Source organism: Amycolatopsis sp. NPDC001319 (genome assembly GCF_042896185.1).
Lineage (GTDB): Bacteria > Actinomycetota > Actinomycetes > Mycobacteriales > Pseudonocardiaceae > Amycolatopsis.
In genome coordinates, this window is sequence record NZ_JBIAWY010000002.1 from 1035792 (window position 1) to 1051108 (window position 15317).

Annotated in this window: 15 protein-coding genes; 7 read left to right on the forward strand and 8 right to left on the reverse strand. The window is 72.4% G+C overall.

The genetic code is table 11. The annotated features are described in order from the left end of the window. The first annotated feature begins 85 nt into the window (after positions 1 to 85). Positions 86 to 1120 carry a LacI family DNA-binding transcriptional regulator gene (locus ACFY1H_RS10045; RefSeq protein WP_386945852.1) on the forward strand — a complete coding sequence of 345 codons (1035 nt, stop codon included), beginning with the start codon at positions 86 to 88 and terminating at the stop codon, positions 1118 to 1120. A 35-nt stretch (positions 1121 to 1155) separates the two neighbouring features. Here ACFY1H_RS10045 and ACFY1H_RS10050 read toward each other — a convergent pair whose 3' ends face one another. From ACFY1H_RS10050 to ACFY1H_RS10065, 4 genes are read right to left on the reverse strand one after another with little or no spacing between them, the layout of a single operon-like run. Beyond that, positions 1156 to 2043, reverse strand: a complete 888-nt coding sequence (locus ACFY1H_RS10050) for an amidohydrolase family protein (RefSeq protein ID WP_386945853.1) — start codon at positions 2041 to 2043, stop codon at positions 1156 to 1158. Further along, positions 2040 to 3056 (reverse strand): amidohydrolase family protein, encoded by a 1017-nt coding sequence (locus tag ACFY1H_RS10055; protein WP_386945855.1) that lies wholly within the window; start codon positions 3054 to 3056, stop codon positions 2040 to 2042. Before ACFY1H_RS10055 ends, ACFY1H_RS10050 begins: the two co-directional genes overlap by 4 nt. After that, positions 3053 to 3946 carry a DUF1932 domain-containing protein gene (locus ACFY1H_RS10060; protein WP_386945857.1) on the reverse strand — a complete coding sequence of 298 codons (894 nt, stop codon included), beginning with the start codon at positions 3944 to 3946 and terminating at the stop codon, positions 3053 to 3055. The genes ACFY1H_RS10055 and ACFY1H_RS10060 overlap by 4 nt, the downstream gene beginning before the upstream one ends. Beyond that, positions 3943 to 5304 (reverse strand): MFS transporter, encoded by a 1362-nt coding sequence (locus ACFY1H_RS10065; protein ID WP_366587020.1) that lies wholly within the window; start codon positions 5302 to 5304, stop codon positions 3943 to 3945. Before ACFY1H_RS10065 ends, ACFY1H_RS10060 begins: the two co-directional genes overlap by 4 nt. Before the next feature lie 158 nt (positions 5305 to 5462). On the opposite strand from ACFY1H_RS10065, the gene ACFY1H_RS10070 reads away from it, so the two are divergent. The 3 genes from ACFY1H_RS10070 to ACFY1H_RS10080 are packed head-to-tail and all read left to right on the forward strand — an operon-like array spanning position 5463 to position 7887. Further along, positions 5463 to 6116, forward strand: coding sequence for a GntR family transcriptional regulator (locus ACFY1H_RS10070; RefSeq protein ID WP_386945859.1), 654 nt, complete (start codon positions 5463 to 5465; stop codon positions 6114 to 6116). 17 nt (positions 6117 to 6133) lie between these two features. Then, positions 6134 to 6838 (forward strand): 4-carboxy-4-hydroxy-2-oxoadipate aldolase/oxaloacetate decarboxylase, encoded by a 705-nt coding sequence (locus ACFY1H_RS10075; protein WP_366587025.1) that lies wholly within the window; start codon positions 6134 to 6136, stop codon positions 6836 to 6838. Further along, on the forward strand, positions 6835 to 7887 hold the full coding sequence (locus ACFY1H_RS10080; protein WP_386945861.1) for a 4-oxalomesaconate tautomerase: 1053 nt from the start codon (positions 6835 to 6837) through the stop codon (positions 7885 to 7887). The genes ACFY1H_RS10075 and ACFY1H_RS10080 overlap by 4 nt, the downstream gene beginning before the upstream one ends. A gap of 23 nt (positions 7888 to 7910) precedes the next feature. Here ACFY1H_RS10080 and ACFY1H_RS10085 read toward each other — a convergent pair whose 3' ends face one another. Beyond that, a complete protein-coding gene (locus tag ACFY1H_RS10085; RefSeq protein WP_366587029.1) occupies positions 7911 to 9107 on the reverse strand; it encodes an MFS transporter in 1197 nt (398 codons plus the stop codon). 171 nt (positions 9108 to 9278) lie between these two features. On the opposite strand from ACFY1H_RS10085, the gene ACFY1H_RS10090 reads away from it, so the two are divergent. Further along, the gene (locus ACFY1H_RS10090) at positions 9279 to 10193 is read left to right on the forward strand and encodes a helix-turn-helix domain-containing protein (protein ID WP_386945863.1); all 915 of its coding nucleotides are present in this window, start codon (positions 9279 to 9281) and stop codon (positions 10191 to 10193) included. A 21-nt stretch (positions 10194 to 10214) separates the two neighbouring features. On the opposite strand, the gene ACFY1H_RS10095 is transcribed toward ACFY1H_RS10090, so the two are convergent. After that, positions 10215 to 10562 (reverse strand): hypothetical protein, encoded by a 348-nt coding sequence (locus tag ACFY1H_RS10095; protein ID WP_386945865.1) that lies wholly within the window; start codon positions 10560 to 10562, stop codon positions 10215 to 10217. Positions 10563 to 10648: 86 nt separating this feature from the next. On the opposite strand from ACFY1H_RS10095, the gene ACFY1H_RS10100 reads away from it, so the two are divergent. Then, positions 10649 to 10975: a nitroreductase/quinone reductase family protein gene (locus ACFY1H_RS10100; protein WP_386945867.1), complete on the forward strand. Its 327-nt coding sequence runs from the start codon at positions 10649 to 10651 to the stop codon at positions 10973 to 10975. 3 nt (positions 10976 to 10978) lie between these two features. On the opposite strand, the gene ACFY1H_RS10105 is transcribed toward ACFY1H_RS10100, so the two are convergent. Next, positions 10979 to 12001, reverse strand: coding sequence for an alpha/beta hydrolase-fold protein (locus tag ACFY1H_RS10105; protein WP_366587036.1), 1023 nt, complete (start codon positions 11999 to 12001; stop codon positions 10979 to 10981). Positions 12002 to 12148: 147 nt separating this feature from the next. On the opposite strand from ACFY1H_RS10105, the gene ACFY1H_RS10110 reads away from it, so the two are divergent. Then, positions 12149 to 14398 carry an FUSC family protein gene (locus ACFY1H_RS10110; RefSeq protein WP_386945869.1) on the forward strand — a complete coding sequence of 750 codons (2250 nt, stop codon included), beginning with the start codon at positions 12149 to 12151 and terminating at the stop codon, positions 14396 to 14398. A 378-nt stretch (positions 14399 to 14776) separates the two neighbouring features. Here ACFY1H_RS10110 and ACFY1H_RS10115 read toward each other — a convergent pair whose 3' ends face one another. Next, the gene (locus ACFY1H_RS10115) at positions 14777 to 15175 is read right to left on the reverse strand and encodes a DUF302 domain-containing protein (protein WP_366587041.1); all 399 of its coding nucleotides are present in this window, start codon (positions 15173 to 15175) and stop codon (positions 14777 to 14779) included. Between the last annotated feature and the right edge of the window lie 142 nt (positions 15176 to 15317).

Consider the following 15317-nt stretch of genomic DNA (forward strand, 5'->3'; position numbering starts at 1 on the left):
AAACGTTACCGGAAACGTTTCCGGGGCGCCAGTGGGTGATCCACCCGCGATACTGTGAGCGACAACCTGAAGGGATGGGGGACGCATGGGCCGGGTCGGGATCCGGGAGCTGGCGGCCGAGCTCGGCATGTCGATCAGCACCGTGTCGCGCGCGATGAACGCGCGCGGCGAGGTCAGCGACGCCACGCGCGAGCGCGTCCGCTCGGCCGCGGAGCGCCTCGGCTACCAGCCGAACCAGTCCGGCCGCACACTGCGCCGCGGCGCGACCGGCACCGTCGCGCTCGTGATGCAGACCAACACCGCGCGCACCGCGATGGGCGAGACGTTCTACTTCAGCGTCTGCGACGGCCTGCAGCAGGAGCTCGCGAAACGCTCGATGGACCTGGTGCTGCTGCCGGTCGGGCCGGCCAAGGATCCCTACCGGTTCCTGGTCAACGCCGTCGACCGGCACATCGCGGACGCCTACGTCATCTCCAACACCCACCGCGTCGACCGGCGGGTGGAGCTGCTGACCGAGCGCGGCGTGCCGTTCGTGGCCCTCGGCCGCGGCGGGCCCGAGGGCCACGCGTGGCTCGACCTGGACTTCGAGGGTGTCGCGGCGGAGACGGTGGAGCGGCTCGTGGCCGCCGGACACACCCGGATCGCCCTGGCCTACGACGACGGAGAGGTCAACAGCACCTGGGAGTACACCCGCGGCTGCCGGCAGGCGCTGGCCGCGCACGGGCTCGAGCCGGCCGCCGAGATCCGCCTGCCCGACACGCCCGAGGGCGGTGGGCTGCTCGCGGAACGCCTGCTGGCGATGGCGCCGGCACCGACGGCCGTGATGCTGGCGCAGGAGACGCTCGCGCTCGGGCTCTACCGGCGCTTCGCCGAAGCCGGTGTGCGGCCGGGCGCGGACCTGGCCGTGGTGGGGTTCCGCAAGAACCCGGTGTGCGACTACCTCGTGCCGTCGCTGACGACGTTCGCGGTGTCCTTGGAGGCCTACGGGCGGCGGCTCGGCGAGATCGTGCTCGCCCGGGTCGCCTCGGCGAAGGACCCGGTGCAGGAGGTCTGGCCGATGACGATCTCACCCGGCGACAGCGACACCGCTCCCCCGCGTGCCGCCGAACGGCTGGGCTGAGCCGGGCCGCCCACTTCGGACGACCCGGCCCGGTCTCAGCCGGCCCAGTAGAGCCGCATCGGGTTGTCCACCAACAGTTTCTGCCGCGCTTCGGCGCTCGGCGCGATGCGGGGCACGAAGTCGACCAGCGTGCCGTCGTCGGGCATGTGGCTCTTCATGTTGGGGTGCGGCCAGTCCGTGCCCCACAGGACGCGGTCCGGGAATTCCTCCACGAGCGCGCGGCCGAAGGGCACCACGTCGTCGTACGGCGGCCCGGCCACCGTGAGGCGTTCCGGGCCGGTGACCTTCACGTGGAAGTTCGGGTGCTCGCGCAGCAGCGTGCGGAACCGGCCGAACTCCGGGCCGTCGACGGGTTTCGTCACGTCCGGGCGGCCCATGTGGTCCACCAGCACCGTGGTCGGCAGCGAGGTGAACAGATCCCACTTCTCGGCGAGGTCAGCGGCCTCGAAGTAGATCACGATGTGCCAGCCCAGCGGCGCGATCCGTGCGACCAGGTCGTGGTAGTACGCGTCGGGCTTCGGGTCCACGAGCCGGCGCACGAAGTTCAGCCGGATGCCGCGCACGCCGGCCGCGTGCAGCCGGGCGAGCTCCTCGTCGGACTCGGTGCCGCGGATCGTCGCGATGCCCCGCGCACGCTCGCCCGCGGCGTCGAGCGCGTCGACCAGCGCACTGTTGTCGGCGCCGTGGCAGGTCGCCTGCACGATCACCTGGCGCTCGATGCCCAGGAAGTCGCGCAGCGCGAACAGCTGCTCCTTGCCCGCGTCGGTCGGCGTGTACTTGCGTTCCGGGGCGTACGGGAACACCTCGCCCGGGCCGAACACGTGCGTGTGCACGTCGACGGTGCCGGGCGGCAGCACGAAGACCGGCTTCGAGGGGTCCGGGTCGTAGGAGAGCCAGCCGGGGTCGGCCGTGAACGCGCTCACACCCCCCTCGCCTTCAGGGTCTGGTCCAGGCGCGGGTAGACGCGGCGCACGTTGCCCTCGTACACCTTCGTCTTGTCCTCTTCGGACAGTCCGAGCGCGTCGACGTAGCGGCGGGTGTCGTCGAAGTGGTGCCCGGTGCGCGAGTCGATGCCCCGCACGGCGCCGACCATCTCCGAGCCGAACAGCACGTTGTCCACGTTGATCACGTCGAACAGCAGGTTGATGCCCGGCTGGTGGTACACGCAGGTGTCGAAGAAGACGTTGGGCATGACGCCTTCGTCGGGCTCCGGGCGGCCGAGCATGTCGGCGAGCCCGCGGTAGCGGCCCCAGTGGTACGGCACCGCTCCGCCGCCGTGCGGGATCACGAAGCGCAGGCCCGGGAAGTCGGTGAACAGGTCCGACTGCAGGAACTGCATGAACGCCGTGGTGTCGGCGTTGAGGTAATGCGCGCCCGTGGCGTGGAAGCTGGGGTTGTCCGAGGCAGACACGTGCACCATGGCCGGCACGTCGAGCTCCACCATGGCCTCGTAGAACGGGTACCAGCTCTTGTCCGTGAGCGGCGGCGTGGTCCAGTGCCCGCCGCTCGGGTCGGGGTTGAGGTTGCAGCCGACGAACCCGAGCTCCTCCACGCAGCGGCGCAGCTCGGCGACCGAGTGCTCCACCGGCACGCCGGGCGACTGCGGCAGCTGGCAGACGCCGATGAACTTGTCCGGGTACAGCTGCGTGACGCGGTGCACGAGGTCGTTGTTGACTCGCGCCCACTCGGTGCTCACGGCCTCGTCACCGATGTGGTGACCCATCGCCGAAGCGCGCGGCGAGAACACGGTGAGGTCGACGCCGCGGTCGGCCATCAGCGCCAGCTGACCCTGCACGGATTCGCGCAGCTCGTCGTCGCCGATCGCCGGGTAGGCCGGGGCGGCGGTGCCCGCGTCGTACGCGGCGCGCTGCGCGTCCCGCCAGCTCGTGTGGGCCGCGGGCACGGTCGTGTAGTGGCCGTGACAGTCGATGATCACTCGGTGCCGCCTTTCGGGTCTTCTTCGGACATTCGCGTGCGGACCGCGTCGAGCAGCGGCAGCAGCCGCGCCTCCAGCTCGCCGAGGTCCGCGGGCCGGTGGGCCGCCGCCCAGTCCTGGCGGCGCGCGATCGCCTCCGCCATCACGGGCTCGACACCCGTCTCGGCCACGGTCACCGCGGCCTCCCGCAGCTCTTCGGCCCGGCGGACACCGTGCTCCAGGGAGCGGGAGATCATGTACGCGGCGAGGCTTTCCCAGTCGTCGCCGGGCAGCAGGTTCGACAGCGACCCGAGCACGCGCCCCTCCACGCCCCACTCGCGCGCGGCGAGCAGCGACTCGGTGAGCAGGGCCTCGACACCCTTGATCACCACGGAGCGGCACAGTTTGGTGGCCGCGGCCCGGCCGACCACGTCGGCGTAGACCTCCAGCCCGCTGAAGCCGAGCGGACGCGCGAACTCCGCGAACTCGGCCGCGTGCGGGCCGCCGAGCAGCATCGGGGCCGCGAGCCGCTTGGGGTTGATCGGCGACATCACGGCCGCCTCGACGTAGCGGCCGCCGGCCTGCTCGATCACCTCGGCCGAGGCCTGCTTCTGGCCGGGTGCCGCGGAGTTGAGGTCGAGGAACCAGCAGCCCGCGGGCAGCCCGTCGGCGATCGACCTGGCCGCCGTGAGGTCGTTGGCCGCGGTCACGGCGCTGATCACCAGATCGGCGTCGCGTACGGCGTCGTGCGCGTCCGCCGCGGACGCCAGCCCGAACCGTCCGGCGTTGCGCGCGGCCGCGCTCGCCGGGTCCGCCAGCGCCACGTCCCACGCGGTGAGCTCCACCCCCGTGAGGTCTTCCGCCAGCACGGAACCCACCTCGCCGAGGCCCAGCAGGGCGATGGTCGTCATGCGGTCACCGGCTTCACCTGCGGCCGCCCCGCGACCGCGACGCCGAGGTCGACGTCCTTGGTCTCCGGGCCGATCAGCGAGCCGACGAACACGAGCGCGCCACCGAGCACCAGCAGTGCCGCGGCCGTGAAGCCCGACGGCATGATGTGCTCCAGCCAGCCCTGGTAGTAGGCGTAGAACGAGGTCAGGATCAGCGGCATGCTGTAGCCGAGGCCGAACCCGCTGCCGCGCACCGCGGGCGGGAACCGCTCACACAGGTACGACGGCGTGACGGCGAACGTGCTGCCGCCCGAAATCCGGATCACGAACGTGAGCAGCAGCACCGCGCCGAAACCCGAGTACCAGCCGAGGCTGATCGTCGCGAACGCGCCGGCGCACACCACGCCGATGCCGATGCCGGACCACGCGAGGAACTTGCGGCGGCCGATCTTCTCCGACAGCGCCCCCAGGAACGGGAACAGCACGGAGTGGATGGCCTGCACGATCACCAGCGCGGCCGTCACCTGCGTCGCCGACACGTGCGCCTGGTACTGCAGCGCGCTCGGCAACAGGCCGGAGGCCAGGTTGGACGCGAACCAGATGCCGCTCATGATCACGAAGACCTGGAGGAACTGCTTGCGCGAGGAACCCACGAGCACGTCGCGGATCGGCGTGCGCGACTTCTTCGCCGACTTCCACGTCTCGGACTCCTCGACCGTGCGCGAGAAGTACACGCAGAACACCGCGCACAGCGCCGCACCCACGAGGAACGGCACGCGCCAGCCCCACTGCGAGTAGGCCGAGTCGGGGCCGCCCGAGGGCGTGATCCGCAGCATGATGAACGTCACCAGCGAGATCGCGCAGTACGAGATCGGGAAGCCCATGCCCACGAGGCCGCCGTACCAGCCGCGCTTGCCGGTGGGCACCGCCTCCATCGCCAGCGGCGTGGCGCCGGTGTACTCGCCGCCGAGGAACACGCCGTCGATCAGGCGCAGCACCACCATCAGCACGACGCCGAGCAGGCCCACGGCGTGGTAGCCGGGCAGCAGCGCGATCAGCAGCGTGCAGATGCCACAGCCGGTGATCGACCACAGCGTCACGCGGCGGCGCCCCACCTTGTCGGCCAGGCGGCCGAAGATGAGCGAACCGAGCGGCCGGCCGATGAGGGTGGCCACGAAGATCAGCGACGTGATCACGGCCCGGCTGCCCGGGGACACCGCGGGCGGGAGGAAGTAGTTCATCGCAGGCGTGAGCGCCACCACCGGCAGGTAGACGTCGAACATGTCGACGAAAAAGCCGAAGGAAGCGCCGATCACGGCGTTGCGGGTCGAGGTCTTCGCCCCTCGGGCAGCGGGCGGTGACGTGGCCGGTCCGGTCATCGTCGAGATCATCTCCTGTCGTGCCGGGCGCGTCATCGCGGCCGGGGTGGTCCCGGGGAACGTAACTCGCCGACCCGGATCGTCACAAGAGTCGTCTACGAAATTGTTGACAATCTCGTATGGGATGCTTAGCGTCACCATCGAGGAGAGGAGCCGGGATGACCACCACGCCGAAGGAAGGGGAGGCCGGCAAGCACGCGGCGCTCGACGCGCTGCGGGCCGCCCTGCTGGCAGGCGATGTCGTCCCGGGGCAGCGGCTGGTGGAGGCCGAGCTGGCCGAGACCTTCGGCGTCACGCGCGCGAGCATGCGCGCGGCCTTGATCGACCTGACCGCGGAAGGCCTGGTGGAGCGCATCCCGCACCGCGGGGCCCGGGTGCGGGTGGTGTCGATCGAGGAGGCCGTGGCCATCACCGAGTGCCGCATGGTGCTCGAGGGCCTGTGCGCGGCCAAGGCGGCGGAGAAGGTGACCGACGACGAGATCGGCTCGCTGCGCGAGCTGGCGGGGCGGCTCCGGGCCGCCGTCGACGAGGGCGAGTCGATGAAGTACTCGGAGCTCAACCGCGAGCTGCACCGCACAGTGCGCGAGATCGCGGGGCAGTCCGTGGCGGCGGAGCTGCTGGAGCGGCTCCACGGCCAGATCGTCCGCCACCAGTTCCGGCTCGCCATGCGCGCGGGCCGGCCGCACGTGTCGCTGCCCGAGCACCTGGCGATCATCGAGGCGATCGCCCGCCGCGACCCGGACGCCGCCGAACAAGCGGCCCGGGCGCACCTGCGCAGCGTGATCACCGCGCTGCGCGAGACCGACAACTGAGCGATGGAGCAGGCTGAATGAACACAGTGGTCGTGACCGACGTCCCCCGGGCGCCCGGCGAGAAGATCGACGAGCTGGCCGGCTTCGGCGTCGCCACGGTGCACGAAGCACTGGGGCGCACGGGCTACCTGGGCACCGAGCACCGGCCGCTGCACCGCGGCTCGCGCATCGGCGGCTCGGCCGTGACGGCACTGTGCTGGCCCGGCGACAACATGATGATCCACGCGGCCGTGGAGCAGTGCCGGCCGGGCGACATCCTCGTGGTCACCACCACTTCCCCGTCCACGGACGGGATGTTCGGCGAGCTGCTGGCCACCTCGCTCGTGTCGCGCGGCGTGCGTGGGCTCGTGATCGACGCGGGCGTGCGTGATGTCGCGGAGCTGAAGGAGATGGGCTTCCCGGTGTGGTCGCGGGCGATCAGCGCCCAGGGCACCGTGAAGGCGACGGCCGGTTCGGTGAACGTGCCGGTGACCGTCGGCGGGCAGACGATCCGCCCGGGCGACGTGATCCTGGCCGACGACGACGGTGTGCTGTGCGTGCCGCAGCGCGACATCGACCGGGGCATCACCGCCTCGAAGGCCCGGCTGGCCAAGGAGGAAGCGACCCGGGCCGCGCTGGCCGGCGGCGAGCTCGGGCTCGACCGCTACAACCTGCGCGAGAAGCTCGAGTCGCTCGGCGTGCGCTACCTGACTGCCGAGGAGTACGCGAAGGAGCAGGCGTGAGCGGCCTGCCCTGCCTGCTGATGCGTGGCGGCACGTCCAAGGGCGCGTACTTCCGCGCCGAGGACCTGCCCGCCGACGCGGCGGAGCGCGACGACCTGCTGCTGCGCGTCATGGGCAGCCCCGACCCGCGTCAGATCGACGGCATCGGCGGCGCCCACCCGCTCACCAGCAAGGTGGCGGTGGTGTCGCCGAGCACCTCGCCCGACGCGGACGTCGACTACCTGTTCCTGCAGCTCGGCGTGGCCGAGGCGACGGTGAGCGACCGGCAGAACTGCGGGAACCTGCTCGCGGGCGTCGGCCCGTTCGCGGTGGAACGCGGCCTCGTGCCGGCCGGAGACGGTGAGACGACCGTGCGGATCCGCATGGTCAACTCCGACAGCACCGCCGTCGCCCGGTTCCCCACGCCCGGTGGGGTCGTGGAGTACGCCGGTGACACGGCGATCTCCGGCGTGCCCGGCACCGCGGCGCCGGTGGTGCTCGACTTCGCCGACACCGCCGGGTCGACGGGCCACGGCCTGCTCCCGACCGGGCACCTCGTGGACACCGTGGACGGTGTGCCGGTGACCTGTGTGGACAACGGCATGCCCGTGGTCGTCGCGCGGGCCGCCGACTTCGGGCTCACCGGCTACGAATCGGTCGAGCAGCTCAAGGCCGACACCGCGTTGCGGGAGCGGATCCAGTCGCTGCGCCTGCAAGCCGCCGAGCTGATGGGCCTCGGCGACGTGCGCGACAGCTCGGTCCCCAAGACCACGCTCGTCGCGCCGCCCGTGGACGGCGGCACGATCTGCACCCGCACGTTCATCCCGCTCGAACCGCACACGTCGATCGGCGTGCTCGGGGCCGTCAGCGTGGCCACGGCGCTCCTGCTGGACGGCGCCGTCGGCCACGAGCTGGCGAAGCTGCCCGGCACCTCGCGCATCGACGTCGAGCACCCGACCGGCCACCTGCAGGTCGAGGTCGAGGTGGACGAGACCCCGCCGCGGGTTCGCCGCAGCGGGGTCGTGCGCACGGCCCGGAAGTTGTTCGACGGCACGGTTTTCCCGCGCTGACGCCGTTTCTCCGGGGGTGCCGCTCAGGCGCCCCCGGGGAACGCGTGCCTGCGTCCGCCGACCACCGCGACCGCCGAGAAGACCAGCAGCACCAGCGAAGCCCACGTGATCGACGCCGTGCCCAGGCCCGCGATCAGGAGCCCGCCGGCGAGACCGCCGAGCGCGATCGAGCCGGAGAAGAACGAGATCACGATCGACTGCGCGACGTCGGCGGCCTCGGCCGTCGCGGTGATCGCGGCGCCGATGAACAGGCTGGGCGAGCTGCCGAACGCCAGCCCCCACGCCGCCGCGGCGACGTACACGAGCGCGGGCACACCCGAGAGCACCGCCAGGACCAGCACGCTCACCCCGAACAGCAGGGTGCTCGCGACGATCAGCTTGCGCAGGTGGTGGTCGATGTGCGCGCCGACCACGACCACGCTGAGCACCGACGTGACCCCGAAGGCGAACAGCACCCACCCGGCCTGGCTCTCCATGCCCGCGAACCGCAGGAAGTCGGTCACGTAGGTGTAGAGGATGTTGTGCGCCACCATGTACGTGGTGAGCGCGAACAGGATCGTGCGCAGCCCCGGCATCGCGAGGACCTGGCGCAGCGTGAACCGTTCGTGGCCCGCCTGGCCGGGCAGGTTCGCCAGGTTCACGACGAACCACAGCATGTTCAGCACGCTCAGCGCCGCCGAGACCCAGAACGCCGTCTGCCAGCCGCCGAAGGTGCTCAGCCACGTGCCGACCGGGACGCCGAGGGCCAGCGAGATCGGCGTGCCCGCCAGCGCGATCGCGATCGCACGCCCCTGCACGCTCGGCGGCGACAGGCGCGCTGCGTACCCGGCTAGCTGCGTCCAGACCAGCGCGGTGCCGAGACCGGCGACGAACCGGATCACCATCGTGAGGGTGTAATCGGTGGACAACGCCGTGAGCGCGTTGGTGATCGCCACGGTGCCCAGCGCGACCTGCAGCACGGTCTTGCGCGACCACTTCGCGGTCAGGCGCGAGAGCGGGATCGCGGCGAGCGCGGTGGCGGCGGCGTAGACGGTGACGATCTGGCCGGTGGCCGCGACGCTCGTGTGCAGGGTCCGGCTGATCTCGGGCAGCAAGCCGGCCGGCAGGCACTCGGTGAGGATGCCGATGAACCCGGCGAGGAACAGCCCGAACAGGGCCTTCCCCGGGAGCCGGTCCCGGCTGCGCGCGGTGGCGGGCGAAGCTGTGGTGGTTTCGGTCATCTCACTGATCCCTCTTCCCGGTGCCGGGCCACTCGGCGGGCACGGGTTCACTGTGCGCCGGGCGCGAGGGGTTACCCAGGTGCCCGTTTCGCGTACGTCCGGCGTGCCTACTACTGGCAGGGACAGGCTCAGGAGCAGCGGTTTCGTGGCCCGGGCGCGATACTGAGGGACATGGCGACGCACCCGAACACCGAGCCGGCGCCGGATCCGCGCGCGGAGCTGAGCGAATTCCTGCGCTCGCGGCGCGCCCGGCTGAAGCCGGCCGACGTCGGGCTGCCCGAGTACGGCCGGCGCCGGCGCGTGCCGGGGCTGCGGCGCGAGGAGCTCGCCCAGCTGGCCGGGGTTTCCGTCGCGTACTACACGCGGCTGGAGCAGGGCAACGGCCGCAACGTCTCGCTCGAGGTGCTGACCGCGATCTCCACCGCGCTGCACCTGTCGGAGACCGAACACGCGCACCTGCTGGACCTGGCCAAGCCGCAGCGGCGCAACCGGCCGGCGCCGCGGCGCCGGCAGCAGGTGCGGCCGGTGCTGCAGACGATGCTGGACGCGATCGAGAGCGTGCCCGCGTACGTGTGGGGCCGGCGCACCGACGTGCTCGCGTGGAACAAGACGGCGTCGGCGCTGTTCGGCGACTGGGCCGCGCGGGCGCCGGAGGACCGCAACTGGGCCCGCATCGTCTTCCTGGATCCGGCCGCGCGCAGCCTGTACGCGGACTGGCGCACGAAGGCGGCCGACGTCGTCGGGCAGCTGCGGCTCGACGCCGGGCAGCACCCGAACGACCCGCTGCTCACCGAGCTGGTCGGGGAACTGTCGGTGAAGAGCGACGAGTTCCGCACGATGTGGGCCGAACACGACGTGAAGCGCAAAACGCACGCGACGATGCGGCTGCGGCACCCGCTCGTCGGCGAGCTGACGTTGTTCTACGAGACGTTCACCCTGCCCGAGGACCAGGACCAGGCGTTGTCGGTGTACCACACCGAACCCGGTTCGAAGTCGCAGGAAGCGTTGCGGCTGCTGGCCAGCTGGGGCCCGGACGCGGCGGCCTCGGCCGAGCACGCTCACGCGTCGGAGGCTTCGGAGTACTAGCCTGGACCGCGTGACCTCCGCCTACACGTCCACTGTGGACATCGCCCGGCCCGCCGGCGACGAGCGCACCGCGGAGCAGTGGGCGCGCGCCGCCTGGGAGGACGCGCCGGCGCCGCTGCGGGCGTTCCTGCGCGTCGGCTGGCGGTGCCTCGGCCTGCGGACCCGGCCGGGGCCGGGCCGCGTGCTCGGCTGGACGGTCGCGAGCTCCGAGCCCGGCCGGGTGGTGCTCGAAGCGCCGTCGAGCCTGCTGACCGTGCGCAACACCGTCGATGTCGGCTCACGGGTGCGCTGGACCACCACCGTGCGGTTCGACCGGGCGCCGGCCCGGGCGTTGTGGGCGATCGCGGCGCCCGTCCACGCGGTGGTCATCCCGTGGCGGCTGCGCGAGGCGGCCCGGCGCGGAAGTGGCCGGCACTGGCTGGTGACGACGTTCCAGCGTCGCGTCGGGCAATCCGGTGCTGTCGCGGCTGCCCGGCCAGGTGCTGCTGGAGACCACGGGCCGCAGGTCGGGTCTCCCCCGCCGCACGCCCGTCGGTGGGCGGCGCACGGGTGGCGAGTTCTGGCTGGTGTCGGAGTTCGGCACCCGCTCGCAGTACGTCCGCAACCTGCAGGCCGACCCGCGCGTCCGCGTACGGCTGCGCGGGCGCTGGCACCGCGGGACCGCCCACGTCCTCCCCGACGACGACGCCGTGGCCCGGCTGAAGTCGTTGCCGCGCTTGAACAGCCTCGGCGTGCGGGCCTTGGGCAACGACCTGCTGACGGTGCGCGTCGACCTGGACTGAGCGCTAGCGGGCCAGCCGTTCGGCGAGCCACTTCAGGGCCAGCGGGTAGCGGTAGTCGATGCCGCCGTGGCCCGCGTCGAAGAGCTCGAAGTGCAGGCGGTCCTCGGGCAGGCCGGCTTTGAGGAGTTCGTCGCGGAACGCCGTGGCGCCGAGGTCGAGGAACCACTCGTCGCGGGTGCCGGCGTCGATCCAGACCGAGTCCAGGGAACGCAGCGTCTCGGCGTGGGCCGGCGCCATGCGGACCGGGTCCCAGGCGAGCCAGCGGTCCCAGACGTCCGGTCGGAGCACGCCGGTCACCGCGTCGAACGGCAGCTCGGGCGTGCCGTCCTCGCGTGCGGAGAAGCACGCGGCGACGCCGAAGGCCACGAGCAGCGACTCGTCACCCGGCTTGGTGAACGGCGGGCGGGAGCGGAAGTCGTCCCACCAGCGGAAGATGTCGTGGTCGTAGTCGCGCAGCACGCGCACGGCCTTGCCGAACTCGGGCACGTACGACAGTTCGTAGAGGGTGTCGCCGGCGTGCGTGGCGAGCGCGCCGAACAGGTCGGGGCGCAGCATCGGGGTGATCATCGCGCCGAAACCGCCGGACGACTTGCCGGTGATCGCGCGGGACTCGCGCGCGGCGATGGTCCGGTAGTGCGCGTCGACCCACGGCACGATCTCGTCGCACAGGTACGAGTGGTAGCGGCCGGTGCCGGGCGAGTCGACGAACTGCGAGCCGCCGTAGGAGGTCCAGGCGTCGACGTAGACCACGATGCAGGGTGGCGCGCCGTCGGCGAAGACGGCGTCGGCCGTTTCCAGGTAGGGCTGCCGGAAGGCGGTGCGGTTGGCCCACATCGTGACCTGGCCGGTGTAGCCCTGGATCACGTGGATCACCGGGTAGCGCGCGTCGGAATCGTCGTAGCCCGGCGGCACGTACACCCACAGGGGCCGCTCGTGCGGGTCGCCGAGCGGGTTGTCCCGCAGCAGCTCCGAGGTGAACGTGTGGCGGTCGAGCCGGCCGGCGAGCGGGGCGTCCCAGGGCAGCATGGGGACAGTCAACCAGGTCCGCGCGGTGGGTGGCGGCGTTCCACAGTGGATTCGGGCCCGGCCGGGGTTCTTGACACACGCGGTTTTGCCCGACCATGCTCGCGTCCGGGCCTGGTGCCCCCTCGACAGTGGGAGGCACGGCGGGCCATGACGGTTCTCGAGTGGCTGCGAAGCCGGGACAACAACCTCTCGGCGCTGCGCCGCACGGGCCGGGCCGCGATCATCCTGCCGTCGCTGTTCGCGGTCGGGAACCTGGCGCTGGGCAACGCGCTGACGGGCCTGTTCGCGTCGGTGGGATCGGTGGCGCTGCTGCTGTTCGTCGACTTCGGCGGGCCGATCCGCGACCGGGTGTTCGCCCAGGGCGCGCTCGTGCTCGCCGGCGGCTTGCTGATCTCGCTGGGCACGCTGGTGTCGCAGGTCGTGTGGCTCGCGGCGGTGGCCACGGTGGTGGTGGCGTTCGTGGTGCTGTTCGCCGCCGTCGTGAGCTCCGTGATCGCGAGTGCGACGACGTCGTTGCTCGTGTCGTTCATCCTGCCCGCGACGCTGCCCGGCTCGCTGGCCACGCTGCCCGACCGGCTGCTGGGCTGGGGCATGGCGGGGGTCGTGTCGATGGCCGCGATCGCCGTGCTGTGGCCCTCGCCGGTGCGCAACCCGCTGCGGCTCGCGACGGCGCGCGCGTGCGCGTTGCTGGCGCAGCGGCTGCGGATCGAGGTCGAGTGCGTGCGCTGCGGGTTCCTGCCGAACGTGGTGGCGCAGGTCGACGACGTCGTCGCGGAGTCGAGCGCCGCCGTCGCCGCGCTGCGGCACTCGTTCTTCGGCACGCCCTACCGGCCGACGGGGCTGACGACCTCGACGCGCACGCTGGTGCGGCTCATCGACGAGGTCGTGTGGCTCGAGGAGATCCTGGCGCGGATGCCCGTCGCCGAGGGCCACGGCGCCACGACGGCGGCGGTGTCGGAGGTCAAGCTGGCCGCCGCCGTGCTGCTCGACCACGGCGCGGGGCTGCTGAAGGCGGTGGCTTCGGCGCCCGACGACCTGGTGGTCGAGCTCGCGCGGCTGCGGGACGCGCGCGGGGAGATGGAAGCCGTCGCGACGTCCGCGTTGCCGGACCCGGACACGGCGGAGTTCGTGACGTCGCTCGAACCGAGCTTCCGCGCGCAGGAGATGAGCTTTGCGATCTCGGCGATCGCGCAGAACATCGAGCTGACCGTGGCGGCGCGGCGGCGGACCTGGTGGGAGCACCTGATCGGGCGACGGCCGGACGGCGCGGGGTCGGCGTTGTCGTCGGTGCAGGAACGGACGGGCGCGCACGTCGCGTGGAACTCGGTGACGCTGCACAACAGCCTGCGCGGCGGCATCGCGCTCGGGGCGGCCGTGCTCATCGCGGAGCTGACCGGGGTGGAGCACTCGTTCTGGGTCGCGTTCGGCACGATGGCGGTGCTGCGGTCCAACGCGCTGAGCACCGGGCAGAGCGCGGTGCGCGCCTTGCTCGGCACCGTCGCGGGGATCGTCGTCGGCAGTGTGCTGATTCTGCTGCTCGGCCACGACACCGCGGTGTTCTGGGCGCTGCTGCCGATCGCGGTGGTGTTCACGGGGCTGGCGCCCGCCGTGATCTCGTTCGCGGCCGGGCAGGCCGGGTTCACGGTTTTGCTGTTGCTGCTGTTCTCCCTCATCCAGCCGGCCGGGCTGCGGATCGGGCTGGTGCGGGTGGAGGACGTGGCGCTCGGCTGCGCGGTCAGCCTCGTGGTGGGGATCGTGTTCTGGCCCCGCGGCGCCGCGGCCGAGCTGCGGCGCGCCGTCGCCGACGGCCTCGCCGAAAGCGCCCGCTACCTGCGCGGCGCCGTCGAGTACGGCGTGAGCCGCTGCGACGCGCTGGTCGCCCCGACCACCGAGCCCGGCGACGAGAACCGCCGCGCCGCCGCGGCGGCCCGTCGCCTCGACGACGCGTTCCGCGTTTTCCTCACCGAACGCGGGCCCAAGCACGTGCCCCTGGCCGACGTCGCGGCGATGATCACCGCGGTCGCCGTGCTCCGCCTGACCGCCGAGGCCGTGCTGGACCTGTGGCGCCGCGAAACCGGCGGCCCCGTCGGCGACCGCACCGCCGCGCGCACCGAGGTCCTCGCCGCGAGCGACGAACTGGCCCGCTGGTACGAAGCCACCGCCGCCGCCCTCACCGGCTCCGGCGTCCCCCCGCCCCTCAAGTCCCGCGACCCGGCCGCCGACGCCCGCCTCCTCACGGCCGTCCACCGTGACCTCTCCGGCGACGACCACCAGGGCACCGCCACGGCCGTGAAGATGATCTGGACCGCCGACCACCTCGACGCGGCCCGCCGCCTGCAGCCCACGCTGGTCGGCCCGGTGACCGCGGCTGCGCGGCATTCGTCGTTGTTGAGCTGAGGAGCAGCTTCGGGGCGCTGCCGAAGCGCGCCGGCGCTGCCCAGTGTCCCGCGGCCACGAGGGCGGGCAGACCGTCACATCTGCGCCAGGCGTCCTGCTCGCCGTTCAACGGCCTTCGCCCCATGCCCGCCCAGGTCGCTGCGCTCGTCGCTCCTGAGCGCCCGGCCGTTGCCTTTCGCGGCGAGCCCGAGCCGACCGCCGTTCAGCAGCCCCGGGCGCCCGTCGTCGCTGAGCTGCGCCAACTCGCCTCGCGCGGTGAAGCACCGTCGCGGCGAGAAGGGCCCGCCGATGCGGCGGCGGGCAGAGCGCTGCGCCCTGCCCGCCGTTCAACCGCCTTCGCACCAAGCCCACGCAGTTCGTGCGGTAGCCGGGCGACTCCTACTCCGTCGCCTTGCCCACCAGTGTCTCGAGGCCCTTGCCCAGTGCCGCCACCGCGGCGGCGCTGGCGGCGCCCAGGCTGTGGCGTTCGGCGAGCCAGCCGGCGTCGTTGTAGGTGACGTGGGTGGCGCCGTCCTCGTCTTCCCAGGCGAGGGCGCGCAGGGGCAGGTCGAGGCCGCTCGTGGGGCCGTCGGCGAGCAGCGGGGTGCCACCGCGGCCGTGGCCGAACACGAGCAGCTGCATGGGCCGCAGCTCGAGGCCCGCGGCGACCGCGTTGGCCGCGTGGTCGATGCGCGCGAACACGATCAATCCCGCGCCTTCGGCCAGCGAAACGAGACGGTCCACGGTCTCGCCCACTCCTCGGCTGCTCGCGACCGTCACCAGGCCTTCTCCCGCCATCACCACTCCTTCGTCCGCGCCGGGTTCCCGCGTGGACGCTACTCCCCCGCGTTATTCCCGATCGGGCGGGAAAACCCGGGCTTTCCCAATGGCTGGTTCCGGCTGCCGCACCCGTGCGTCCCGGCGCACACTGCGAAGGCAG

Coding starts and splice junctions, on each gene's coding strand:
- ACFY1H_RS10045 (WP_386945852.1), top strand. CDS start 86: ATGGGCCGGGTCGGGATCCGGGAGCTGGCGGCCGAGCTCGGCATGTCG.
- ACFY1H_RS10090 (WP_386945863.1), top strand. CDS start 9,279: ATGGCGACGCACCCGAACACCGAGCCGGCGCCGGATCCGCGCGCGGAG.
- ACFY1H_RS10060 (WP_386945857.1), bottom strand. CDS start 3,946: ATGACGACCATCGCCCTGCTGGGCCTCGGCGAGGTGGGTTCCGTGCTG.
- ACFY1H_RS10085 (WP_366587029.1), bottom strand. CDS start 9,107: ATGACCGAAACCACCACAGCTTCGCCCGCCACCGCGCGCAGCCGGGAC.
- ACFY1H_RS10070 (WP_386945859.1), top strand. CDS start 5,463: ATGACCACCACGCCGAAGGAAGGGGAGGCCGGCAAGCACGCGGCGCTC.
- ACFY1H_RS10110 (WP_386945869.1), top strand. CDS start 12,149: ATGACGGTTCTCGAGTGGCTGCGAAGCCGGGACAACAACCTCTCGGCG.
- ACFY1H_RS10075 (WP_366587025.1), top strand. CDS start 6,134: ATGAACACAGTGGTCGTGACCGACGTCCCCCGGGCGCCCGGCGAGAAG.
- ACFY1H_RS10095 (WP_386945865.1), bottom strand. CDS start 10,562: ATGACCACCGCGTGGACGGGCGCCGCGATCGCCCACAACGCCCGGGCC.
- ACFY1H_RS10065 (WP_366587020.1), bottom strand. CDS start 5,304: ATGACCGGACCGGCCACGTCACCGCCCGCTGCCCGAGGGGCGAAGACC.
- ACFY1H_RS10115 (WP_366587041.1), bottom strand. CDS start 15,175: ATGGCGGGAGAAGGCCTGGTGACGGTCGCGAGCAGCCGAGGAGTGGGC.
- ACFY1H_RS10105 (WP_366587036.1), bottom strand. CDS start 12,001: ATGCTGCCCTGGGACGCCCCGCTCGCCGGCCGGCTCGACCGCCACACG.